This is a genomic window from Streptomyces sp. NPDC101227 (genome assembly GCF_044767545.1).
Taxonomy (GTDB): domain Bacteria; phylum Actinomycetota; class Actinomycetes; order Streptomycetales; family Streptomycetaceae; genus Streptomyces.
Genome location: NZ_JBIWOD010000013.1, coordinates 108,593 through 132,561, shown reverse-complemented (window position 1 = coordinate 132,561; position 23,969 = coordinate 108,593). Strand labels below are relative to the sequence as shown.

The following is a 23,969-nucleotide window of genomic DNA, read 5'->3' as shown; positions in this document are numbered from 1 at the left end:
TGCATTACCAAGCAAGGCCCACGTACCCCGGTTCGGCCCGACGCGCCTCGGCGTCGGGAAGGTGGATGAGGTCGACAATCACGGGGCTCTCGCCATGGGGCAGCGCCGACAACACGGCCGGATCCCTGGTCCCGACCAGGCACACCTCGGCGTGTTCGAGCACCTCGTCGACGGAGTCCGCGAGCAGCTGCGCGAGGTGCGGCAGCCGGGTCTCGATGTACTCGCGGTTCGCGCCGATCAGCCGGGAGAGGCTCACGTTGGCGTCGTAGATCTTGAGTTCGTACCCCTTGCCGAAGAGCCGCTCCGCCAGCTCGACGAGCGGGCTCTCGCGGAGGTCGTCGGTGCCGGGTTTGAAGGACAGCCCGAACAGACCCACCCGGCGCTTGCCGGTGCGCTCGACCAGCTCCACCGCGCGCTGCAGATGGTCGGAGTTGGAGGGCAGCACGTGGGCGAGGATGGGCACCGAGACATCGGCCCGCCGCGCCGCGTGGACCAGGCTGCGCAGGTCCTTGGGCAGGCAGGAGCCACCGAAGGCGAAGCCGGGCCGCAGGTAGGCGGGGCTGATGTTCAGCTTGCGGTCGGCCAGGAACACGTCCATCACCTGGTGTGAGTCCACCCCGAGCGCCTGGCACACCGCGCCCAGCTCGTTCGCGAAGCCGATCTTGAGGCCGTGGAACGCGTTGTCCGCGTACTTGATCGCCTCGGCCGTCGGGACCGGCACCCGGAACACCTCGCCGGGCAGGCCGTCGTACAGCGCCATCACCGCATCGCCGCTCGCCGGGTCGAGCTCGCCGATGACGGTCTTGGGCGGGTCGAAGAAGTCCCGCACGCTCGTGCCCTCGCGCAGGAACTCCGGGTTGACCGCGACCCCGATGTCCACCCCGGCCGTGCCGCCGACGTACTTCTCCAGGATCGGTACCAGCAGGTTCAGGCAGGTGCCCGGCAGCATGGTGCTGCGGAACACGACGGTGTGCCGCCCGCCCCGCTCGGCGAGCGCCGCGCCGATCTGCTCGGTGACCCGCTCCAAGTACGTCGTGCACAAACTGCCGTTGGGCTCCGACGGCGTGCCCACGCAGACCAGCGACACCTCGCTGCCCATGATCGCCTCGCGGACGTCGGCGGTGGCGCGTAAGGCTCCGGTGCGCACGACCTCGGCGATGAGCTCGCCGATCCGCTCCTCGACCACCGGGGCCTTGCCGTCGTTGACCAGGTCGACCTTCACCTGGTTCACGTCCACCCCGATGACCTCGTGACCCATGCTGGCCAGACACGCGGCCGACACGCAGCCCACGTAGCCGAGCCCGAAAACGCTGACTCTCATGTCCCGTTCCTCCCCCCAGGCAGGCCCTGACGGCCTGCGGTCCCCGCACTGACCGGACGACTGTCCCCGCGCATCAGTAGGCCCCCTGGCCGTAGAGCACCGCACGCAGCGTCTTCCACAAGATCACCGTGTCCAGGGCGAGCGACCAGTCCTCCACGTACCGAAGGTCCAGCCGGACCGCCTCCTCCCAGGGCAGGTCGCTGCGTCCGCTGATCTGCCACAGGCCGGTGAGTCCGGGCTTGACCAGCAGCCGCCGCCGGATGTCCGGGCCGTACGCGGCGGACTCCTCCGGCAACGGAGGCCGCGGACCGACGAGCGACATCGATCCGGTGAGCACGTTGAAAAGCTGCGGGAGCTCGTCGATCGAGTACCGGCGCAGCACCGCTCCCACCCGGGTCACCCGCGGATCCCGGCGGAGCTTGAACAGCAGGCCGGCTCCCTCGTTGCGGTCGGCCAGCTCGGCACGTGCCCCGTGCGCCCCGGTGACCATGGTGCGGAACTTGAGGATGGTGAACTCGCGGCCGTCCTTGCCGACCCTGCGCTGGCGGTAGAACGCCCCACCCCGGCTGTCCACCAGCACGAGCAGCCCGACGAACACCATCAACGGCGCGAACAGCATCAGCAGGACCGCCGCGCCCATCCGGTCGACGACCTCTTTGACCGCCCGGCGGCCCCCGGTGAAGATCGGCATGCTGACCCGCAGCAGCGGGATCCCGAGCACCGCGTCGACGTGCAGCCGCGGGCCGGCCACCTCCATCAGCACGGGGGCCACGACCATCTCGGCGTCGCTGCCTTCGAGGTTCCAGGCCAGCCGCTGCAGCCGGTCCGGTGACCAGTGCGGGTCCGGGGTGACCGCGACGACACGGTAGCCGTCGCGGCGGACGTGGCCCGCGACGTCCGCCAGTTGGCCGACGACCGGCACTCCGTCCAGTTGGTCACCGTCGAGCCCGAGACCGTCCGTCGTGCACACCGCCTCCACTCGCCAGCCGAGATGCGGGAACTTGCGGGTTCGGGTGATCAGGTCGCGCACGGTGGCCAGGCTCCCGGCAGCGAGTACCGGTCTCAGACATCGCCCCTCCTTCCGCTGTTTGTGCAGCCAGAGGCGCAGCAGATACCGCGCGGTCATGGTGATGAGCGCGATCGCGGGGATCGCGACGAAGATCCAGAGCTTGATGTTGCGCGAGGTGAGGGCGATCCCGCCGAGCGCCAGCAGGACGGTCGCCGCGAACAGTGAGCGTCCGAGCCGGCGGAATTCCTCGGCGCCCTGGCCGAGCACGGCCGGAGCCCACGACCGGCTCACCGCAAGCGCCCCCAGCACCAGCAGCTCGGTGCCGAATGCGAGAATTCCCCACTTCTCATGCCAGTTGGCCGCGTCCCGGGCCCCGAAGAAGTTACCGATCGCCGCCACCACGAAGGCGGTGGCCACGGTATCGCTGGTGATCACGGTACGGCGGTACCGCTGCTCCCAGTCGGTCGCGCTCTGGCTGAATGCCCCCGTCGCCAGACGCCCGCGCTCCGATGGGAAAGGGCCGACTAATCCTCCCTGCCGCACAGAACCCCCCCGGGTCCCCAGTGGTTCGACGTGTTCGCCCAACACCGTTCCTCCCCCCACGAGAGGCCCCCGCCCCTCGCCCGCGTCATCCCCCCGGGAGGCCGCCGGCCCCCGCGTCGCACCGTTCTTCCCCTCGGGAGGCCCCTGCCTCCCGCATGACATCCCGGTTACTAGAGCGCTACTTGAACAAATCGCCGTGGTGGCAGCGGAGTTGCATGTCCTGCCAGCCGCTCGAGGTGCGCGGAAACCCGTCGGGACCTCGGGTGCTCCCCGCACCCAAGCCCCCTCTCGGACTCCAAGAATTGATCACCCTCACGTCTGGCGCTGGGGACGCGATTGCTGGCTGTCCATAGCGTCGGACCTATAGATCACTATTTGTCGCCTCGTGTCCCACCATGTGAGGCAGAGCCAATCTAGAGCATCGGGACCCCTCTGAAGATAGGGATGTGTGTAATTTGTGCTCAAGATTTGAAGCTGGACCCGCGGACGGGTGACCGCCCGCAGATGCTTGACGGTGAAGACCTGCCTTGTGACCTGCGATGACGGCAGTTCTCTGGGCTGCCGACACCGGCGTCGAGGGCTTGGTGGAGGGGTAGGCCAGCGTGTGGGGGCTTTGGGTAGAACTTGTGAACGGTGAGGTTGGCGTGTGCGGCAGTGACGGGAGTGACGTGGCGGCGCCAGCCGCGCCAGCTGCGGCCCTCGAAGTGGTCCAGTCCCAGGCCGAGTTTCACCAGCAGGGTGCCGGGGGGCGGGAGGGCGGCACGCCACCCCAGCGGTTGCGGCCGCCGGCCTCCTGCGCGGCCCGGGCGGCAGGCTTGCCCGCCGGACGGATCTCCAGGGCGGGGCGAAGCGCGACGTCGGGCCCGCCTTGGTGCCCTCGCGCCAGGGAATCTAGGCGAACTCCGCTTTCAGAGTGGAGAGTTCGGGCAGCCCGGTGCCGGCCGGATAGTGCGGCAGGGCCGTCGGCTGACCACGACCGATGGCGCTCGTACACGGTTTTCCAGGGGCCGAATCGTCCGGCAGTCCCGCCACGGCGCCCCGGTCGCCCCCGGTGCAGTACCCCGCTGACCACCTGATGGTGATCCGGGACAACGAGCCTCCTGCCGGACCGACATGAAGGCAGCACATGATGCACAGCTTCGTACCGTCATCCTTTGCCAATCGGTCGACCAAGCATCAGCGCAGGTCAGATAGCGTCCACGTATCCACTGTTGAAGGCGGCCCGGGGCTTTGCGCCGGGCCGGTAGGAGAGGTGCGTCGTGAGCCTGATCAACTTGATGGACACCGCAGCAGACCTCCCGGCAGGGTGGCGTTCCCTGGCGCTGGGGCACGTGGGTACTGCTTGTGTGAAGGTGCTGAGGATGGACGACCTGCCCGTCGAGGCGGAGTGCCACGAAGCCGCCGAGGCTCTTCTGGTTCTCGACGGGCAGCTCCAGCTCGAAATCAGCGGTGAGCCTGTCCCGGTCCGTGCGGGCGAGCTCTACATGATTCCGGCAGGCACACCCCACGCGGTTCGTCCCTGCAGCCGGGGCACACTCGTGATCGTGGAACTCCGGGAAGATCCCCCTTCGAACTGAACGCTCATGATTGCCCGGAGAGGCTCCAGCGGACTCCGGTGACGCCCCGGTAGCCCACCCACGCCTGTGTGCAGGGCTGTGGTGATGTTGGTGGTGCCGCTCAATTTCAGGGCGCCGATGGCGAGGTTGCGCCAGGTGGCCAACGCGGAGCCGGTCGAAGTCCGGAGCGGGGTGTCGTCGCCGCGGCCGCCGCCACCGTCGTCGGACTTGAAGGAGCAGCCAACAGTCGCCTGAACTCGGCCAAAGGCCATAGCACATGCTGGACGGACACGTACGGCTGACGATCTACTCTCCGCCATGGGTATACAACGGCATGCGGTGACCCCGGGCGAAGACTTCTATCGCCTCTACTCGGCTGCCCAGGTGGATGCAGTCGCCGATTCACTCAGCCTCCGGGCCGAGTTCCCCTACCAACTCACCTACCTCGGCGAGGGAAGCGAAATGTGGCGGGCGGGCGAAGTACCGTCCAACCCCGACCTCGTGCCGATGCTGCGTGACATCAACAGCCTCCTCACCCGGCACGCCGAGCAGCTCCTCGCCCTTGCCCCGCCATCGTCCCCCGTACAGATCGTCGATCTCGGGCCGGGCACCACGCGTCCGGTACGCGGTCTGATCCGCCACCTGCTGGAGCGCACCCGCCTGGCCGGCTATCGCGCCGTCGACATCAGCGCCGAGATCCTCGAACTGGCCAGGGAGAACCTGCAATCCGAATTCCCGGACCACGCGGGGGACTTCGAGCTGTGGCACGGCGACTTCACCGGGCCGGATCTCAAACGGGTCCTGACACCCGAGCGCACCTCCGGGCACTCCGGTGCGGATCCGTTCCGCTTCGTCATCCTGGCCGGCGGGACGCTGTACAACTTCGCCGAACCGAACCAGGTCCTACGCCACGTGCGCAGCGCCATGAGTGACCACGACGTGCTGCTGCTGACGCTGCGCATCGACATCGGCGCCGACAGGCCCGCGTTCATGAAGCAGGTCAGTGTCGGCGGCCCACACAAACCGCAGCAGCTGGCGGGACTGGACCTGCTTGCCATCGACCGCTCCTGGTACGTTACCGAAACCGGGTTCGACCGGATGCGCAGCGAAATCTTCGTCCGCGCACGGTTCCTGGAGCCGGTCACCGTGACCTTCGGCGCCGGAGGAGGCAGCCGAACGGTGTCGTTCGAGCCGGACGACACCGTGATTGTCTGGCGCTACCTCTACCAGGACAGTGCGGCGGTGGCCGACCAGCTGACCGACTGTGGGCTCAAGGTGCGCCTGCTCGAACACGGCCAGGACAGCCACGTAGTCCTCGTCGCAGCGACTCCGACACCCTGAACGCCGCTTTCCATGACCGAACTTGAGGCACGAACTCGATCCCGATGAGATCCTCCGACGTGAACGCCCCCACCACCGTCGGAGACGCCGGGATCGGGGATGACGCGTCGGCAGGCAACGGTCTTCACTCGGATCACGGGGCATCGAGAACTCCATGAACTTCGAAGCCCGTGCGCGGGCCGGCCCCAACTCCGGTGACGCGCGGCGCGCACCTGCGCCAGCTGCCTGGCCTCCCTCGACGAGCAGCGCTGTGGGCAGGTCGAACAACGCCTGGATCCGCACCTAAACGCCTGGATCCGCACCTAACCGAGGGCCGGCGGGTGCTCGGCTGGACGGCGTCCCCAGGCCGAGATCAGCGGCGCGAGCGTCAGGTCGAGTTCGCCCGCGTGGATGGCGGCCAGGTGCGCGTCGATCTCGGCGTCGTCGGCCAGGCCGGCCGCGAGCAGCTCGCCGCGCACGTGCCGGATGGTCGCCGCCTCCAGCCGGTCGCAGGCCAGCCCGCCGACCGGGAAAGAGCCCCCCGCGGCGACATCTACCAAGCCGGCCTCACGCAATGCCCGCGGCAGTGTCCGGCCGTAGCGCAGGTCCGCGCCGCGGCGCGTCAGCAGCTCCCGGACCGCGTCGCGCAGCCGGTTGGCCCGCCGCTGCGCAGGGCCGCTGTCGTCCAGGCATGCCAGTGGCTGCAGAGCGGTATCGGCGTCCTCGACCAGCAGCCAGCCGCCGGGCCGTAGCGCTGCCGCCATCGTGGCCAACGCCCGAGCCCGTTCGGGTACATGGACCAGCACGAGCCGGGCGTGCACCAGATCGAACGTCCCCGGCTCCGGGGGCGGATCAGCGGCGACGTCGTGCCGGCGCACCTCGTACCCGTCGCCTGCCTTCAGCCACGACGGGTCGATGTCCGTGGTCAGCACGTGCCCGGTCGGACCGACGGCCGCCGCGAGCGCCTCCGGGATACTGGGGCCGCCGGCCCCCACTTCCCAGCAGCGCGAGCCGGCCCTGACCCCCAGTCGATCGAAGTGCCCGCGCGTCACACCGTCGAACAGCTCGGCCAGCCAAACGAACCGCTCGCCCGCCTCGGCGCGCGCGTTGTCCAGCAGGTACCCGCGGGCGGGAGCGGACTCTCCGCCGAGCGCGGTAGTCCCGTCTATCGGATCCGGTCGGCCACCGGCGTGCGGCGGGCGGGGCGAGGAGGTCATGACTACATGGTCAACCTTCCCGGGCCACCAGCGCCACGACGACGCGAGAGGGATGTCTCACACAGCCAGTGAACCCCGCACGTCCTACAGCACGGTTCTGCACCGTGACGCGCCGGAAGGGGGCTCCAGTCCGGGATCCGGGGCTGAACCCACACACCGGCACCGCCGCGACGACGAGTGGCCCCGGGACGCTGTCAAAGACGGCCTGACCTGCCGCCCTCACGGAGTGCGGAATCCGCGGAAGACGACGTGCTTACGGGTCACGAAGCCGAGTCGCTCGTAGAGCGCGATCGCGACGGTGTTCGCCCCGGCCACGTGTAGGAAGGGACGCTCGCCCCGAGAGACGATGCGTGCCACGAGCGCGCTGACGAGGCGAGCGGCGTAGCCTCGCCCGCGGGCTTCAGGGGCGGTGCAGACAGCGCTGATCTCGGTCCAGCCCGGAGGCCGAAGCCGTTCGCCCACCATTGCCACCAGCGCCCCGTTGTCACGAATGCCGAGATAGGTGCCGAGTTCGTGGGTGCGGGGCCAGAACGGACCCGGCTGAGCCCGCGCGACGAGATCGAGCATCTCGGGCACGCAAGCCGCGTCCAGTTCCACCACACGGGTACCGGGCTCGGCATGAGGCTGATCGGCTCGGCTGCCGCCGGGCCAGATCATCTGCCGGCCTTCGAGGACGAAGACCGGCTCCCAGTCCGACGGCGGTGTTGCCGGACAGCTGAACATGTCCGCGAACTCGCCTCGGCCGAGCAGCCGGGCGAGGTCGGCCCAGTCCTCCGCACCCGCGTCGACAGGTACCGCTGAGAAGGTCGCGACTCCCGGCAGGTAGGTGACGGCCCGACCGAGCCGGCGGGCGAGATGCGCATGGGGGCCGCGGAGTGAGGCGCCCACCGGGTCGTCGAGTGCGTCGAAGTCGCGGTCCACCATCTTGCTGTGCCTCTCATGCCATGCGCGGGCAGTTGACCGGGACGATGACGTCCCACACCAACGACCCATGGGGGACACGGCGGCTTGGCCACGGCCGACTTGCAGCGGCAGTCTAAAGCGTGTTGCGGAAGGGCGGGCAGGGTCAGGGTCAGAGTCGGAGTGCTGTCCGACCTGAAGGCCGGGGTGACCTTCAGTTCACGTAGCGGATCCCATCTCTCCAAGGAGCGCGCGGGGCGCGGCATCCTCCCGTTCGGGGTCCTCCGGCCCGGTGGCGCCCACTGCTGAGTGCAGCCGGGCGTAGGTCCCCTTGGCGGCGAGGAGCTGGTCGTGGGTGCCGCGCTCGACGATGCGGCCGTCTTCCATGACGAGGATGAGGTCCGCGTCGCGGATGGTGGAAAGCCGGTGGGCGATGACGAAGCTGGTGCGGCCCGCGCGCAGCGAATGCATCGCGCGCTGGATGAGGGCCTCCGTGCGGGTGTCGACGGAGCTGGTCGCCTCGTCGAGGAGCAGGATCGAGGGCCGGGTCAGGAAGGCGCGGGCAATGGTGAGGAGTTGCTTCTCGCCCGCGCTGACGTTGGCCGACTCCTCGTCCAGGACCGTGTCGTAGCCGTCGGGCAGGGTGCGGATGAAGTGGTCGGCACAGGTGGCGCGCGCGGCGGCAACGATGTCCTCTCGGGTGGCGTCGGGGCGTCCGTAGGCGATGTTCTCGGCGATGGTGCCGGAGAAGAGCCAGGCGTCCTGGAGCACCAGGCCGATGTGGGAGCGCAGCTCTTCGCGGGTCAGGTGGGTGATATCGGTGCCGTCCAGGAGGATGCGGCCCTCGTCGGTTTCGTAGAACCGCATGAGGAGGTTGCCCAGAGTGGTCTTTCCCGCGCCGGTCGGACCGACGACGGCCACGGTCTGGCCGGGTTCGACGGTGAGGGAGAGGTCCTCGATGAGGGGTGTGCCGGGGGAGTAGCGGAAGCAGACTCTCTCGAACTGGACGTGCCCGCGGCCCGTTCGGAGCCGCACGGGGCGGCCGGGGTCGGGGGACTGTTCGTCGGCGTCCAGGAGTTCGTGGATCCGCGTCGCCGAGGCGAGGGCGGACAGCAGGCGGCCGGCGATGCCGGCGACCTCGACGATCGGCTGACTGAACTGTCGGGAGTAGAGGATGAACGCCTGGACGTCGCCGATGGACAGGGCTCCGCCGACCACGCGCAGCGCGCCGGCGACGGCCACGGCGATGTAGCCGAGGTGGGAGACGAACATCATCGACGGCTCGATGGCGCCGGAGACGAACTGGGCCCGCGCTCCGGCGCGGTACAGGGCTTCGTTGTGCTCGTCGAAGGCCCGCTCGGCCTGTTCGCGCCGCCCGAAGCCCTTGACCAGCGCGTGCCCGGTGTAGACCTCCTCGACATGGGCGCTGAGCGCTCCGGTGGCGGACCACTGCTGGGTGAACCGCGGCTGCGCGCGCCTGCTGATCCGGGCGGCGAGCACGGCCGACACCGGAACGCAGGTCAGCATGATCAGCGCCAGCAGCGGCGAGATGACGAACATCGACACCAGCATGGTCAGCACGGAGAACACCGCCGTGATCAGCTGGCTGAGGGTCTGCTGGAGGGTCTGCTGGAGATTGTCGACGTCATTGGTCACCCGGCTGAGCACGTCGCCCGCCGGATGGCGGTCGAAGTACCGCATCGGCAGGCGGGCGAGCTTGGCCTCCACGGACCGGCGCAGGTTGAAGACCACACGCTGGACGACGGACGCGACCAGCCACCCCTGGAGGAGGGTGAGGAGGGAGGCGGCACCGAAGAGCGCCAGCGCGACCAGCAGTATCCGGGCGATCCCGTTGAAGTCGACTCCCGCGGATCCGGGCGAGTGCCGGACGCCGTCGAAGACGAGGTCCGTGGCCCTGCCCAGGAGCATCGGGCCCGCCGCGTTGAGCGCGACGCCGCCGATGCCGAGGACGACCGCCACGGTCACCTGGGCACGGTGCGGGCGCAGCAGTCCCAGCGTACGGCGGACGGTTGCGCGCCGTACGCGGCTAGCGCTGTGCGCCGCGACCATGGACGGCCTCCTGACGAGTCGGTGCGGCTGCGGCGTCCGGGCCGGAGCCGCCGTAGTGGCCGGTGGTCACGGTGAGTTGGGAATGGGCGATTTCCCGATACGTGGTACTGGTATCGAGCAGCTCCGCATGCGTTCCGGTGGCGACCACCCGACCCGCGTCCAGGACGACGATGCGCCGTGCGTGTTGGACGGTGCTGACGCGTTGGGCGACGGTGAGCACCGTCGCCCGGGAGAGCTGCGGCTCCAGGGCGGCCCGCAGCGCGGCGTCCGTGGCGTAGTCCAGCGCGGAGAAGCAGTCGTCGAAGAGATAGATGTCCGGTCTGCGCAGCAGGGTGCGGGCGATCGCCAGGCGCTGCCGCTGTCCGCCGGACACATTGGTGCCGCCCTGGGCGATCGGCGAGTTCAGCCCCTCGGGCATGCGCTGGACGAAATCCCTGGCCTGCGCGATGTCCAGCACGCGCCAGAGCTCGTCGTCACCGGCGTCCGGGTCGCCGAAGCGCAGATTGTCGGCGACGGTGCCGGAGAAGAGGTACGGCCGCTGCGGTACGAAGCCGACGGTGCGGCGCAGCACCGCCGGGTCCAGGGTGCGCACGTCGACGCCGCCCACGTGGACGGAGCCGCCGGTGGCGTCGAAGTGCCGCAGCACGAGATTGAGCAGGGTGGTCTTGCCGCTGCCGGTGCTGCCGAGGATCGCCACCGTCTCGCCGGGGCCGACGCGCAGATCGATCCCGCTCAGCACCGGCTCCTTCGCTCCCGGATAGCGGAACCCGGCGCCGCACAAGGTCAGCTCACCGGCCGCGGGCACGGCGCGTACGGGATCGGGCGGCGCCGTCACGCTCGGCTCGGTCGCCAGCACCTGCTGGATGCGCTCGGCGGAGACCCTCGCCCGCGGCATCGCCAGACACACGAGGGTGACCATCACCACCGACATCAGGACCAATGACAGGTAGCTCAGAAACGCGCTGAGCGCGCCGAACGGCATCGACCCGGCCTCGATACGGTGGGCTCCGAGCCACAGCACGGCCACCATGAAGGCATTGAGGGCGAAGAGCACGACGGGAACGACGGTGGCCAACAGCCGGCCGACACGCAGCGAGATGTCGCGCAATTCAGAATTGATGCGGCCGAATCTCGTGCCTTCATGGGTATCGCGCACAAAAGCCCGTACGACGCGGACCCCGGTAATGCGTTCGCGCAGCAGCCCGTTGATTCGGTCCAGGTATTTCTGCATACGGGCATAGAACGGATCGGTGCGGCTCAGAATGAGTCCGAAGGACATTCCGAGGACCACCACCAGTGCCACCAGGAGCAGGGAGAGCTCAATGTCCTGCTGGAGTGCGAGCGCGACGCTGCCCACGCACATCAGGGGCGCGGATACGACGACGCCGAACGCGGAGAGCGCCAGCATCTGTACCTGCTGCACATCGTTGACGGTCCGCGTCATCAGCGACGGAGTGCCGAACTGCCCTACCTCGCGGGCCGAGAAGTCCAGCACCCGGCGGAAGACGGCCGAGCGCATGTCGCGGCCCATCGCCATGGCCGTGCGGGCGCCCAGTGACACCGCGCCCACGGACGCCGCGACCTGGACAAGCGCGAGGGCCAGCATGGCCAGACCGGTCCGGGTAATGTAGCCGCTGTCGGCCTTGACCACGCCGTTGTCGATGATCGCGGCGCCCAGGGTGGGCAATGCCAACGTGGCCAGGATTTGCACCAGTTGCAGCAGTCCCAGCAGCGCGACGGAGCGCCGGCGGGGCCGCAGGTGGACTTGCAGAAGTCTGAGCAGCACCGGACGACGCTCCAGGAGATCGGCAGGCCCGGTCGGCAGCGGGGGAAGGGAACGCCGGCGGGCCTGGAGGGGCTCACCCGGACAGTGCAGCGCACCGCACACCGGAAAATCCCTAGAGTCCCGCCGGCTGTGGCGCCGTATCGGATCCCCCGGTGGATTGTTCTTCAACAAAACAGGAAAGGTGAGTTGGCGGGGACTCGGGAATTCCCTAGTGTGCCCGGAATTCCTTGACGCCGCGACCGGCCGCTTGGGAGCGTGCGATCACCCAGCGTCCGGTCCGCGGCGTTTTCGATGCCCCTCGATGCCGAGCGGCCAAATAGCCAAGAGGTCAAGTAGCCAATACGGCTGTGCGTTTGGGCGGTCTGTTCTATGCGAAGGAGAGGACTGAGATGTCCAAGCGTGCGCTGATCACCGGAATTACCGGGCAGGACGGCTCCTATCTGGCCGAGCACCTGCTCTCGCAGGGGTACCAGGTATGGGGCCTGATGCGGGGTCAGGCGAACCCCCGCAAGTCGCGGGTCAGCCGACTCGTATCCGAACTGTCTTTCGTCGACGGCGACTTGATGGACCAGGCCAGCTTGGTCTCCGCGGTCGACAAGGTGCAGCCCGATGAGATCTACAACCTCGGTGCGATCTCCTTCGTGCCGATGTCCTGGCAGCAGGCCGAGCTCGTCACCGAGATCAACGGCATGGGCGTCCTGCGGATGCTGGAGGCGATCCGCATGGTCAGCGGCCTGAACGGCTCGCGCAGCGGTGGCAGCGGCCAGATGCGCTTCTACCAGGCGTCCTCGTCGGAGATGTTCGGCAAGGTCGCCGAGACGCCGCAGTGCGAGACCACCATCTTCCGGCCGCGCAGCCCCTACGGCGTGGCGAAGACCTACGGGCACTTCATCACCCGCAACTACCGCGAGTCCTTCGGCATGTACGCGGTCTCCGGCATGCTGTTCAACCATGAATCACCGCGGCGTGGCGTGGAGTTCGTGACCCGGAAGATCTCCCTCGCGGTGGCCCGCATCAAGCTCGGCCACCAGGACAAGCTGTCCCTGGGCAACCTCGACGCGGTACGTGACTGGGGCTTTGCCGGCGACTACGTCCGTGCCATGAACCTGATGCTCCAGCAGGAGGAACCGGGCGACTATGTGATCGGAACCGGCCAAATGCACTCGGTCCGCGACGCCGTCCGCATCGCCTTCGAGCACGTGGGCCTGAACTGGGAGGACTACGTCAGCATCGATCCCTCGCTGGTACGCCCGGCCGAGGTGGAGATCCTGTGCGCGGACGCCGAGCGCGCCCGCGCCCAGCTGGGCTGGAAACCCAGCGTCGGCTTCCCCGAGCTGATGCGCATGATGGTCGACTCCGACCTGCGTCAGGTGTCCCGCGAGCGGGAGTACGGGGACCTGCTGCTGGACGCCAGCTGGTAGCCGGGCAACACGGGATACCCCGGCGCGCGGATCCGGGCGTATCCCGTACGGCTCCGGCACGGCGGGTGCGCTGTCACACGGAGCACGAACACTAAGTGATTTCCCGCATTCCACCTTGTGGAATGGGTGGGTGGACCAACAGGGGCCCGGTGATCGGCCGCCGCATTCCGGCGGACCGGTCCGGTGCCATCGCGAGGAGGAGGAACGGGCACCATGACGACGAACACGGTGGAAGGGCTCTGGGCCCGGTGCTACCACCCGGCGCCGGACGGCCCGCGCCAGCTCGTCTGCTTTCCGCACGCGGGCGGTTCCGCCTCCTTCTTCCATCCCGTGTCGGCGCAGCTGTCGCCCGTGGCGGAGGTGCTGTCGGTGCAGTACCCCGGCCGCCAGGACCGGCGCACCGAGACCAGTCCCGGCGACATCGGGACCATGGCCGATCAGGTGTACGCGGCGCTGAGGGGCCGGCTCAGGTCGCGACCGACGGCGTTCTTCGGGCACAGCATGGGCGCGATGGTCGCGTTCGAGGTGGCCCGTCGGCTGGAGGCCGATGGCGGCGAGCTGACGCACCTCTTCGCCTCGGCGCGGCGCGCGCCCTCGCGTTACCGCACGGAGAGCGTGCACCGGCGCGACGACGACGGGATCGTCGCCGAGCTGCAGCTGCTCTCCGGTACGGACGCCTCACTGCTGGGCGACGAGGAGCTGCTGCGCATGATCCTCCCGGCGCTCCGCAGCGACTACACCGCGGTGGAGACCTACCGTTGCGACCCCGGGGCGGCGATCAAAGCGCCGATCACCGCGTTGACCGGTGACAGCGACCCCAAAACCACGCTGGAGGAGGCCGGAGACTGGCGGGCGCACACCACGGGAGCGTTCGATCTCCGGGTCTACCCTGGCGGTCATTTCTTCGTCAGCTCCCAGGCCCCCGCCGTCCTTGCGCTGTTGCGCGGACACCTCACCTCCGGCCAGGAGTTGACGCGCTGAGGTGCAGCTTTCGATCACGTAGCTTGTTCGATCGTGTACTGTAAGGCACGTCGGTCATCACCCTTTAGGGTGATATATGAACACGATACGGTGACGCCCCGTCACCTCTGTTGTGTGTGTCCGAGGTGCGAGGAGCTCGATGGTGCGAGATCGGAGCGTCACTTCCTTCTCGAACAGCACCTTGGCCGGCCGAGCCGACGACGTGGAGACGCTCAACCGCCTCGCGCGCGCGGCGCGTTGGGGCCATTCGGGCTCGGCGGTGGTGACCGGTCCGACCGGAATCGGCAAGTCCGCCCTCCTGAGTGCCTTCCTCGGCGGCGGCGCCTGCCGGCACGCGACGGTTCTGCACGGCCTCTGCGAGGAGGACGCCTCGGGCGACCCCTTGAGCGGTGTGCGCGGCCTGCTGGGCCCCATCGTGCAGGACGTTCCCCCTGAAGGCGGCGCCCTCCTCGCCCTCACCCCCGGTGCGCTGGCCGGCGAGCCGCCGCACGCCCTCGCCGTCCAGCGCGCGTTCCACGGCCTGTACCGCCTCGTGGCGAACGAGCTGAACCGCCGCCCGCTCGTCCTGGCCCTGGACGACGTCCACCACTGCGACGAACTCTCCCTGCGCTGGCTGGACTTCCTGCTGCGCCGGTCCGACGGCCTCCCCCTGCTCATCGTCCTCACCCAGCAGGCCGAGGCCACCGCCCTCGCCCGCGGTGCCCCGGCCCACCGGGCCCTGGCGGACCTCACCGCCGGCCGCCGCACCACGATGCTTCGCCTGCGGCCGTTGGCCGAGACGGATGTCGCCGAGGTCGTACGGCAGTACTTCCCGGCGCCCGCCGCCCCCGCCTTCGTCACCCGCGCCTGGGCCGTGACCGGCGGCAACCCCCGCCTCCTGGGCCGCCTGCTGCGCGCGCTGCGGGCCGAGGGCACCGGTTCGGGCGTGGGCGGCGCCGACCGGATCGCCGAGGCCGGCGGTCACGTCCTGGCCGGCTGGGCGCGCGAACTCCTGGACCGCCGGCCGCCCTGGGTCGGCGAGGTCGCGCGTGCGGTGGCGGTCCTCGGCGAGCGGGACACCGACCACCTCGGCCCCCTGGCCGCCGTCCCCGCCGATGTCGTCGAGGACGCACTGACGGTGCTGCGCGAGGCCGGACTGCTGACGTCCGGCGGCAGGCACCTGGCGGACGGCGCGGTGCGCGCCGCGGTACTGGCACAACTGGACGGCCAGGCGCTGTCCGGCCTGCGCACGCGGGCGGCCCTGCTCCTGAGCGACGCGGGCCGGCCCGCCGAAGAGGTCGCCGACCACCTCCTGCCGCTGCCCTCCATATCCGAACCATGGATGCCCGGCGTCCTGCTGGAGGCCGCCGTCCGGGCCGAGGCGCGCGGCGCCCCGGAGACCGCGGCCCGCTACCTGTACCGGTTACTGGAAGTGGACCCCGACAGCGTGGAGGTCCGCGTCCGGCTGGCCGGAGCGCTGGTCGAGACCGACCCGTCCGAGGCCGTCGGCCTGCTCCGCGGAGCGCTGACGCCCGGCGTCGACATCCGCACCCGGGCGAGGATCGCCGCGCAGTTCGGCATGACCTGCCTGGCCGCGCGCGAAGGCTCCGCCGCCCTGGGCATCCTCGAAGGCGTCCTGGACACCCTCGACGCCGAACTCGGCTCCGACCCCCTGCCCGCCGACCGGGAACTGCGCACGCTCGTCGAGTCGGTGCTGATGATCGTCGGCTCACACGGCCGCAACACGATCGCCGCGATGAGCAAGCGGGCCGCGGCGATGACCGTGCCCGAGGGCGACACCCCCGCCCAGTGCCAGAAACTGGCGGCGATGGCCGTACTGACGGCACTCGACGGTCAGGCCCCCAAACCGGCGGTGAAGTACGCCCTGCGCGCGGCCCGCTCCCCCCAACTTCCCCTGAAGAGCTGGTCCCTGATCAACTCCGCCTTCGTCCTGGACCTGGCCGACCGCACCGAGGACGCGGGGGCCGTGCTGGACCGTCTCCTGCGCCACGGCCGGGAGAACTCCGCCGTATCCACCTACGCCCTGGCCCTGTCCATCCGCGCCCTGCACCTGCACGGCCGGGGCGCACTCCCGGATGCGCTCGCGGACGCCAGGACGGCGGTGCAGATCTGCGGCGCGGAACGATGGGGCGAGATGGTGGTCCTGCCGCGCCTGGCCCTGGCGGGCGTACTGGTGGACCGGGGTGAGGCCGCGCATGCCGAGGAGCTGCTGACCGGCACCGCACCCGTCTGGCGCGATCATTTCGTGTGGACCTACCACCGTTACCTCCTTGTCCACGGCCGTACCCGCCACGCCTTGGGAGACGCGGAGGGCGCACTGGCGCTGTTCCGCGAGTGCGGCAGGTCACTGGAGGAGGCCGGAGTGCGCCATGCGGCATACCTGCCCTGGTGGGCGGAGGCGGCCTGCGTGCTCGCGGAACTGGGCCGCGCCGAGGAGGCCCAGGAGCCCGCGGCGCACGGCACGCGGCTCGCGCGGCGCTGGGGCACCCCACGTGTCCTGGGCCTGGCCGCCCTGGCCCGCGGCGTGGCAACCCCCGGCGAGAAGGGCGTGGAACTGCTGGGCGAGGCGGTACGGGAACTGTCCGCCTCACCGGCCCGCATCGCACACGCCCGCGCAGAGCTCGTCCTGGGACAGGCCCTGCTGGCGGCCGGCGACCTGCGCGCAGCGCGCGAGCACCTGCGCGCAGCGGCCGACCTCGCCCAGCGCTGCGGTGCCCTCGCGCTGAACCAGAACGCCCGCGGCGCCCTGCTGGCGGCGGGCGGCCGCATGCGGAAGATGACCGCCTCGCCCCTGGGCCTGCTCACCGGCATGGAACGCAAGGTCGCCGCCCTCGCCGCAGGCGGCGCCAAGAACCGCTCGATCGCACAGTCGCTGTACATCACCGTACGCACGGTCGAGACGCATCTGACAAGCGTGTACCGCAAGTTGGACATTTCCGATCGCGCCCAACTCGCCGTGGTACTCCGCTCCCCGGGCGTCCGCGCAGAACGGGTGCCACGGGAGGCGTCGCCGCGTCGCGAACAGCGCTGAAGGCAGCCGGGAGATCTCTGTGACAGGGCCGACGGACGAACAGCCATACGCTGGACTCATACGGGCGGGGCGTCGGCGCACCGACCCGTCCCTGCTCGAACGCGAGCAGGAGAAAACGCAGTTGAGGCAGGTGGTGGCCGCGCTCGGCGAAGGCCGCCCCGCCGTCGTCTCCGTGACCGGCCGCCCCGGCTTCGGACACAACGCCCTGCTGCGTTGGACGGCCCGCCTTGCAGAGAAGCGCTCGGTACGCGTACTGCGCGTCAGCGGCTCCCTGGCCGAACGCGACCTGCGCCACGGAGCCGTGGTCCAACTCCTCACCCCGCTCGGCGAGGTGGCCGAACGCTCAATGCGGGTCCTGCGCGGGCAGCGCGAGCCGGACGGGCTGCCGGGCCTGCCCGAACTCCTGCACACCACCCGCCGCACCCCCACGCTCGTGACGGTGGAGGACGCGCAGTGGCTGGACGCGGCCTCCCTGCCCTGGCTGCAGGCCCTGGTACGCCGCCTGTCCACGGGCATCCCCCTCGCTCTGCTCATCGGCCGCACCGGCCTGGACCCGCACGGCCCCGAATGGCTGGCCGACGCCGCCCCCTGCGCGCGGCTGACCCGCCATCTCACCGTCCGGCCACTGAGCCCTCGCGCGGTCGCCGACCTCACCGAGCAGATCTGCGGCACGCCCTGCGACGAGGAGTTCGCCACCACGGCCACCGAGGCGTCCCACGGCAGCCCCGCCATACTGCACGCGGCCCTGCACTACTTCGCCGAAGCCGGCCACCCACCGACCGCCGACCGCGTCCCGCAGCTGCGCGCCCTGGTCACCGGCATCATCGGCGACCGCGTGGGGCGCGCCCTGCGGGGACTGTCCGACGAGGCCACCGCCGTGCTCCGCGCACTGGCCGTCAGCGGCGACCTGCTGGACTTCCCCTTGAACTGCTCCCTGGCCGGGCTGCGCACCGTACGCGAATCCCGGCTGCGCGCGGCGCTGCAAGCGGCCGGCTTCACCACCCCCGACGGCGCCTACGAACGCATTCGCCTGGCCGTCGCCCGGCAGCGCATCCTGGAGGAGACGCCCGCCGCCGAACGCGCCGCCCTGCACGCCCGCGCCGCCCACCTCGCCTACCGGGCCGTGGCCGACGACGAGGACATCGCCCGCCTCCTCCTCCAGGCACCCCCCATCGGCGAGCCCTGGGCGGTCCACGCCCTGTCCGGCAGCTTCGGCGCCGCCCTGCGCCGCGGCGACTTCGTCCGCGCCACCACCTACCTCAACCGCGCCCTCGACGAGCCCCAGGACCCCCTGCAACGCGCACACCTCAGCCTCGACCTGGCCGGCGCCGAGGCCGTGGCCGCCCCCGAAGCCGGCGACCGCAGGCTCACCAACCTCATCCACACTCCGGGCAAGGGTGAAGGGTGGTCCCAACTGCGCGTACGCGCCCTGGACATGGTCCTGGCCCGCGGCGACGACTCCAGGGGCCGCCACGCCGCCACTCACGCCCTCGCCACCGCCCACGGCAGCGAGCGCGACGACCTGATCGCGCTGTACTGGTGCGCCGCGGATACCGGGCCCGAGGCCACCGACGTCCCCCTCCCCGGCGTCCCCGCCCTGTCCGAACACCCCCTCGCCCCCGCCCAGGCCGGCATCCGCGCCTGGCAGCTCGCCGCGCGCGGCCGGGACCGCGCAAGGGCCGCGGAACTGGCCCGCCGAGCCCTGGAAGCAGGCGACGCCGCACCCGTAATGCCCCGCCTGGTCGCCGCCAAGGCACTGTGGCTCACCGACGCCGCCACCGAAGCCGAGGACCACCTCGCCGCGCTCGTCGCCGAACTGCGTCGCCGCCACAGCGCTCCCACCCTCGCCCGCGCCCTGGTCCTGACCGCCGAACTGCATGTGCGCGGCGGCCGCCTGGACGCCGCCGAACGCGCCGTGAACGACGCCGAACGGGCACAGCCCGCCGCTGCCTGGCACCCCTTGGCCGTCCCGCACCTCATGGTCATCCGCGCCTTCATCGCCCTGGAGACCCGCCGCAGCGACGAGGCCCGTGCCCTGCTCGACACGCCCATGCCGCCGGGCACCGTATACGGCGTCCGCTGGTCCTACCTCCTGTACGCCCGCGCCCGAGTGGCCGCCGACGAAGGACGCTGGGCCGAGGCCTTCGAACTGTTCAAGGAGAGTGGACGCTGGCTGCTGCGCCAACAATGGGCCAACCCCATCGTGCTGCCGTGGCGTTCCATGGCGGCCCGAGCCTGTCTCACACTCGGCGACCCGGAACAGGCCCAGCGCCTGATCCGCGAGGAACTCACCCTCGCCCGCCACTGGGGCGCCCCCAGCGCAATGGACCTGGCCCACCTGGCCGCCGGATCCCTCGACCACCGGGGGTCGTCCGGCCGCTCCGGCGCATCCCCCCACCCGCCGCGCGAGCTGCCCACCCGGCTCGCCTACGCCGACATCCTGGCCGAACTCGCCACCGAGGAAGTCACCAAGGGCGACCACGTCACCGCGGCCCGCCTGCTGACCGAACTGTCCCGCCTCACCGTCACCCCGGCCGACAGCCGCCTGGCCGAACGCGTACGGCGGCTGACCGCCCGGCTGGCACAGCCCGCCACCCCCGACGGCACCACCGTCCCCGAGGAGGAGTGGGCCACCCTGTCGCCCGCCGAGCGGCAGACCGCCGAACTGGCCCGCCGCGGCCTGAGCAACCGAGAGATCGCCGAACAGCTCGGGGTGAGCCGGCGCACCGTCGAGCTCCGGCTGAGCAGTACGTACAAGAAGCTGGGCATCACCTCACGCAAGGAACTCCTCGCGCGGAGGGGGCCGACGGAAAGGAATCTCACCGATGTTGTATGAGCGGGAACCCGAACTGGCACGCATCGACACCGCAGTACGTCAGGCACAGGCGGGTCGTTCCTCCGCACTGCTGTTCACCGGCCCCCTGGGCATCGGCCGGTCCACGCTCCTCCAGGAGGCCGGAGCCCATCCACCCGATGGCTTACGGGTCTTACGGGCCAACGCCGCAGCCATGGAGCAGGACTTCGCCTTCGGCATCGTCCACCAGCTCCTCGGCCCCCTCCTGGCCGGTGGCCCCGCCGCCCCCGGCGGCCAGGAGGTGGGAGGCGCCGCCAGACCCCTCCCCACCTCCAGCCTCCCCGCCCCCGGCGACCAGGACGCCCCTGCCTCCGAAGCCGTCCTGCACGGCCTGCGGTCCCTGCTGGCCGAAGCCTGTGCCACCGCCCCCGTACTCCTCCTCGTGGACGACCTGCAATGGGCCGACCTCCCCTCCCTGCGCTGGCTCGCCTACCTGGCCCGGCGCCCGCACGGGCTGCGCGCCGCCCTCGTGTGCACCCTGCGCGACGGCGAGCCCCGCGCCCCGCACCCGCTCGTCCGCGAGATCGCGGACGCCGCCGACATCCTGCGCCCCGCCCCGCTCTCGCTCGACAGCACCCGGGCCCTGATCCACCACCACCTGGGCGAACCCGCCGACGACAGCTACGCCCACGCCTGCCACGACAGCTGCGCAGGCAATCCCCTCTTCCTCCAGTCCGTCCTGCGCGACCTGGGCCAGAGCGGCAACCGGCCCATTGCCGAACACGCCCAGCAGGCCCGCGCGCAGCGCCCTGCCCAGCTCCGCGACCGCCTGGCCGGCTCTCTGTACGCCCAGCCCGGCCCCGTACGCGACCTGGCCGCGGCCATCGCCGCCTTCGGCGACCACGGCGATCCCGAGCTCATCCAGCGCCATGCGCGCCTGGACGTCATCGGCTACCAGCAGGCCCTGCGGACCCTGCACCACCTCGGCCTGCTCGCCCCCCACGACACCCCGCGCTTCATCCACCGCGTCGTCCGTGACGCCGTCGAATCCGCCCTCACCGTCGCCGAACGCGAACGCTCCCGGTACGCCGCGGCCACACTCCTCCACGAGACCGGCCGCCCCGCCGAACAGGTCGCGGACCTGCTGATGACCGTCACCGCCACCCACCGCCCGTGGGCCGTACGGATACTGCGGACGGCCGCGGAAGCCGCGCTGCGCCGCGTCATGCCGGGAACCGCCGCCCGCTACCTGCAGCGCGCCCTGCTGGAGAGCACCGCGGGCGACGACGAGCGCGCCCGCCTGCTGATCGAGCTGGCCGGCGCCGAACGCGGCATCGACCCCGCCGCCTGCGAACGCCACATCAGCCAGGCCGTCCGCCTCCTGCCGTCGGCCACCGACCGGGCCGCCGCCACCTTGCGCATGCCACCCAACTTCCTGGGCCAGGCCCGCCCCTCGGCGGTGGACCTGCTGCGCCGCGCCTCCCAAGACCTCGACCCCACGGCGCCGCACCAAGGACGTGCCCACGACATCGCGCTGCGCCTGGAAGCGCGGCTGTGGCACGCCGGGCACGAGAACCCGGCGGAGCTGACCGGTGCGGTGGAACGCCTGCGCGCACTGGGCACCCCGCCCCCCATGGACACCGGCGGCGCCCGCGAACTGGCGGCCGTTCTGACCCACGCGGCGGTTCTCTCGAGTGCCTTGTCGGCAGCGGACGTGGCGACCCTGGCCGGACAGATCCTGGACCGCGAACCGGTGAACGCCGCACGCGCCTGCACCGCACTCCCGCTGGTCGCGGTGGCCCTGTACGCCGCCGACAGCGTGCAAGGCATCACCGCCCGCCTGTCCTGCGAGCAGCACTTCGACGGCCCGCACGCGGTGGTGCACGCCGAGAATGCCCTGATCCAGCTCGCCCGCGGCCGCCTGACCCAGGCCCGTGAACAGGCCGACCGGGCCGCGGAACTGGCCGACGCGGACTGGCGCGAGCCCACCGCCGCCGTCCGGGCCGCGGTGGCCATGGAGACCGGCGACATCCAGCTGATGGAACGCCTCGTCGAGGACGCCGGGCAGCGCTGGCCGGACAGTCTCGCCCTGACGGCCACGCTGCAACTCCTCAAAGCCTCGCTCGACGCCCGCCGCGGCCGCGGCGTCCACGCCCTGGAATCGGCCCTGGCCTGCGGCCGCCGACTGGAAGCGGTCGGCTGGCGCAACTCCGCCCTCTTCCCCTGGCGGCCCCGCGCCATCGTCCTCCACCACCGGCTGGGCGAGCCCGGCCCGGCCCTGGCCCTCGCGGACGAAGAACTGGCCTGGGCGCGGCAGTGGGCTTCCCCCGCCGCCCTCGGCCGCGCGCTGCGCCTGAAGGCGCTCCTGTCCGGCGCAGGGGGCGTCCCCGCCCTGCGCGAGTCCGCCGAGATCCTCCGCACGTCCGCCGGCGCGCTCGAACTGGCCCGGACGTTGCTTCAGTTGGGCCGAACGCTGCAGGGCGGCAAGGAACGGAACGCGGTGCTGCGTGAGGCCGCCGATCTCGCCACCGCCTGCGGCGCCCCCTGGCTGGCCGAACGTGCCTACGCGGCCCTGGGAACCGCCGCCCCGAACGCGGAGGTATCGCTCACCCAAAGCGAGCGCAACGTCGTCTCGCTGGTGGGCCGGGGCCTCACGAATCAGAAAATCGCCGGCGAACTCGGCGTGAGCACCCGTGCGGTGGAGAAGCATCTGACGTCGTGTTACCGGAAGTTAGGCGTTTCGGGGCGACGCGAGTTGCTGGCGGGCCGGCGTGCGGGCGAGGTGCCCGTTTCACGCTGAGGACGCCCGTTTCTGTGCGGCTTACCGGCGGTATGCAGCGCGGAGTGTTCGGACGGAGTGCCCGCTTCGCGCTGGGGAATGCCTGTTTCTGTGCGGCTTACCGGCGGTAAACGGTGCGGAGTGTTTGGGCGGGGCCGAGATGACCGAAAGGGCAATGGCTGGGGGGACCGAAAGGGCAAGGGTTCGGGGGGACCGAAAGGGCGGTGCGGGACCGTACCAAGCGGGGGTTCGACCACAGGTTTAGCGATGGGGGCCGGGTGAGCGTTGACGCTCGTCCGGATCGCTCCTTAGTGTCGATTGTGTCGGGAGCACGGAATTCCTTCCCGACAGCCGCCGGGACCCACGGTCGGCCCGGCCCGCTTCATTTTCTGGACTTCTCTCGCTCGATCTCTCTATTTCCGCTTTGCAGACGGGGGTTGGAAAGGATGTCGGTCCCTTGATGTTTTCTGCTCTGGTGGATGCTCCGCATTTATCGACAGGCCGGAGTGCGGCCGCCGCGGCGGGACGGCGCGAAGAGCGGCCGCTGTCCGACCAGCCGGGCGTGTGCATGGCCGTACTGGACTCGGAATTGACGATTCGTCAGGCAAACCAGGATTTCTTCCGTCACTTTGCGACCCCGACCGCCTCCGTCGACGTACTCGCCGCTCCTCCCTCCGAATCCGCGACCACGGCACCCGACGTCTGCGGACGCAAGTTCCGCGATCTGGTGCACCCCAGTGTGCGGCAGCCGCTCATGGGGCAGTTCGAACGGCTGCTGAAGGGCCACCGCGACCGGTTCGCCGCGCACGTGGTGGCGCTGCGGCCGACAGGTGACGCGTTCACCGGCAGCCTCGCGGCCACCGCCGTGAGCGGCTATGCCCCCGATCCGGCCTCGGTTCTCGTCGTGATGCGGTCGGGTCAGAGCGAGGAGGACGAGGCGGTGGTGGCGCCGCGCAAGAAATTACTCAGCGAGATCGACGCGCGCATTCTGGAGGGGATCGCGGCGGGTCTGTCCACGATTCCGCTGGCGTCCCGGCTCTACCTCAGCCGGCAGGGCGTGGAGTACCACGTCACCGGACTGCTGCGGAAACTGAAGGTCCCCAACCGCGCCGCCCTGGTCTCCCGCGCGTATGCGATGGGCGTGCTGACGGTGGGGAACTGGCCGCCCCGTGTCGTCGAGGACTTCATCAAGTAACACAGCATTCCTGTGGCGGTTCGCCGCACGGACTCGCGTCCCGGAT

The 23,969-nt window shown here is 70.7% G+C and carries 14 protein-coding genes and 1 pseudogene; 8 read left to right on the top strand and 7 right to left on the bottom strand.

Annotation, left to right across the window (positions count from 1 at the left end):
• Positions 1-4 precede the first annotated feature (4 nt).
• The 3 genes and pseudogenes from ACIRPT_RS27705 to ACIRPT_RS27695 all read right to left on the bottom strand — a co-directional run.
• Positions 5-1,321 carry a nucleotide sugar dehydrogenase gene (locus ACIRPT_RS27705; protein WP_403831797.1) on the bottom strand — a complete coding sequence of 439 codons (1,317 nt, stop codon included), beginning with the start codon at positions 1,319-1,321 and terminating at the stop codon, positions 5-7.
• Between the two features lie 73 nt (positions 1,322-1,394).
• On the bottom strand, positions 1,395-2,873 hold the full coding sequence (locus ACIRPT_RS27700; RefSeq protein WP_403509971.1) for a sugar transferase: 1,479 nt from the start codon (positions 2,871-2,873) through the stop codon (positions 1,395-1,397).
• 958 nt (positions 2,874-3,831) lie between these two features.
• A pseudogene (locus ACIRPT_RS27695) lies at positions 3,832-3,957 on the bottom strand (transposase); the annotation flags it as partial.
• 175 nt (positions 3,958-4,132) lie between these two features.
• On the opposite strand from ACIRPT_RS27695, the gene ACIRPT_RS27690 reads away from it, so the two are divergent.
• Positions 4,133-4,450 (top strand): cupin domain-containing protein, encoded by a 318-nt coding sequence (locus ACIRPT_RS27690; RefSeq protein WP_403831795.1) that lies wholly within the window; start codon positions 4,133-4,135, stop codon positions 4,448-4,450.
• 297 nt (positions 4,451-4,747) lie between these two features.
• Positions 4,748-5,770: an L-histidine N(alpha)-methyltransferase gene (locus ACIRPT_RS27685; RefSeq protein WP_403831792.1), complete on the top strand. Its 1,023-nt coding sequence runs from the start codon at positions 4,748-4,750 to the stop codon at positions 5,768-5,770.
• Between the two features lie 302 nt (positions 5,771-6,072).
• On the opposite strand, the gene ACIRPT_RS27680 is transcribed toward ACIRPT_RS27685, so the two are convergent.
• From ACIRPT_RS27680 to ACIRPT_RS27665, 4 genes are all read right to left on the bottom strand, one after another.
• Positions 6,073-6,966, bottom strand: coding sequence for a methyltransferase domain-containing protein (locus tag ACIRPT_RS27680; RefSeq protein ID WP_403831790.1), 894 nt, complete (start codon positions 6,964-6,966; stop codon positions 6,073-6,075).
• 219 nt (positions 6,967-7,185) lie between these two features.
• Positions 7,186-7,890, bottom strand: a complete 705-nt coding sequence (locus ACIRPT_RS27675; protein ID WP_403831787.1) for a GNAT family N-acetyltransferase — start codon at positions 7,888-7,890, stop codon at positions 7,186-7,188.
• Positions 7,891-8,085: 195 nt separating this feature from the next.
• Positions 8,086-9,936 (bottom strand): ABC transporter ATP-binding protein, encoded by a 1,851-nt coding sequence (locus ACIRPT_RS27670; RefSeq protein WP_403831785.1) that lies wholly within the window; start codon positions 9,934-9,936, stop codon positions 8,086-8,088.
• A complete protein-coding gene (locus tag ACIRPT_RS27665; protein WP_403831783.1) occupies positions 9,914-11,722 on the bottom strand; it encodes an ABC transporter ATP-binding protein in 1,809 nt (602 codons plus the stop codon). Before ACIRPT_RS27665 ends, ACIRPT_RS27670 begins: the two co-directional genes overlap by 23 nt.
• A gap of 389 nt (positions 11,723-12,111) precedes the next feature.
• Between ACIRPT_RS27665 and ACIRPT_RS27660 the strand changes: the two genes are divergently transcribed.
• The 6 genes from ACIRPT_RS27660 to ACIRPT_RS27635 all read left to right on the top strand — a co-directional run bounded on the left by ACIRPT_RS27660 (position 12,112) and on the right by ACIRPT_RS27635 (position 23,923).
• Positions 12,112-13,143 (top strand): GDP-mannose 4,6-dehydratase, encoded by a 1,032-nt coding sequence (locus tag ACIRPT_RS27660; protein WP_403509848.1) that lies wholly within the window; start codon positions 12,112-12,114, stop codon positions 13,141-13,143.
• Positions 13,144-13,356: 213 nt separating this feature from the next.
• Complete coding sequence (locus ACIRPT_RS27655; protein ID WP_403509851.1) at positions 13,357-14,124, top strand: thioesterase II family protein; 768 nt, start codon at positions 13,357-13,359, stop codon at positions 14,122-14,124.
• Between the two features lie 139 nt (positions 14,125-14,263).
• Positions 14,264-17,155, top strand: coding sequence for an AAA family ATPase (locus ACIRPT_RS27650; protein ID WP_403831780.1), 2,892 nt, complete (start codon positions 14,264-14,266; stop codon positions 17,153-17,155).
• 19 nt (positions 17,156-17,174) lie between these two features.
• Complete coding sequence (locus ACIRPT_RS27645; protein ID WP_403831777.1) at positions 17,175-19,991, top strand: LuxR C-terminal-related transcriptional regulator; 2,817 nt, start codon at positions 17,175-17,177, stop codon at positions 19,989-19,991.
• Positions 19,981-22,749 (top strand): ATP-binding protein, encoded by a 2,769-nt coding sequence (locus ACIRPT_RS27640; protein WP_403831775.1) that lies wholly within the window; start codon positions 19,981-19,983, stop codon positions 22,747-22,749. Before ACIRPT_RS27645 ends, ACIRPT_RS27640 begins: the two co-directional genes overlap by 11 nt.
• A gap of 547 nt (positions 22,750-23,296) precedes the next feature.
• Positions 23,297-23,923 carry a LuxR C-terminal-related transcriptional regulator gene (locus tag ACIRPT_RS27635; RefSeq protein WP_403832016.1) on the top strand — a complete coding sequence of 209 codons (627 nt, stop codon included), beginning with the start codon at positions 23,297-23,299 and terminating at the stop codon, positions 23,921-23,923.
• Positions 23,924-23,969 lie beyond the last annotated feature (46 nt).

Excerpts from the sequence above, each read along its gene's own strand:
- ACIRPT_RS27670 (WP_403831785.1), bottom strand. The coding sequence starts at position 9,936 with ATGGTCGCGGCGCACAGCGCTAGCCGCGTACGGCGCGCAACCGTCCGC.
- ACIRPT_RS27680 (WP_403831790.1), bottom strand. The coding sequence starts at position 6,966 with ATGACCTCCTCGCCCCGCCCGCCGCACGCCGGTGGCCGACCGGATCCG.
- ACIRPT_RS27655 (WP_403509851.1), top strand. The coding sequence starts at position 13,357 with ATGACGACGAACACGGTGGAAGGGCTCTGGGCCCGGTGCTACCACCCG.
- ACIRPT_RS27635 (WP_403832016.1), top strand. The coding sequence starts at position 23,297 with ATGGCCGTACTGGACTCGGAATTGACGATTCGTCAGGCAAACCAGGAT.
- ACIRPT_RS27705 (WP_403831797.1), bottom strand. The coding sequence starts at position 1,321 with ATGAGAGTCAGCGTTTTCGGGCTCGGCTACGTGGGCTGCGTGTCGGCC.
- ACIRPT_RS27660 (WP_403509848.1), top strand. The coding sequence starts at position 12,112 with ATGTCCAAGCGTGCGCTGATCACCGGAATTACCGGGCAGGACGGCTCC.
- ACIRPT_RS27675 (WP_403831787.1), bottom strand. The coding sequence starts at position 7,890 with ATGGTGGACCGCGACTTCGACGCACTCGACGACCCGGTGGGCGCCTCA.
- ACIRPT_RS27685 (WP_403831792.1), top strand. The coding sequence starts at position 4,748 with ATGGGTATACAACGGCATGCGGTGACCCCGGGCGAAGACTTCTATCGC.
- ACIRPT_RS27650 (WP_403831780.1), top strand. The coding sequence starts at position 14,264 with ATGGTGCGAGATCGGAGCGTCACTTCCTTCTCGAACAGCACCTTGGCC.
- ACIRPT_RS27640 (WP_403831775.1), top strand. The coding sequence starts at position 19,981 with ATGTTGTATGAGCGGGAACCCGAACTGGCACGCATCGACACCGCAGTA.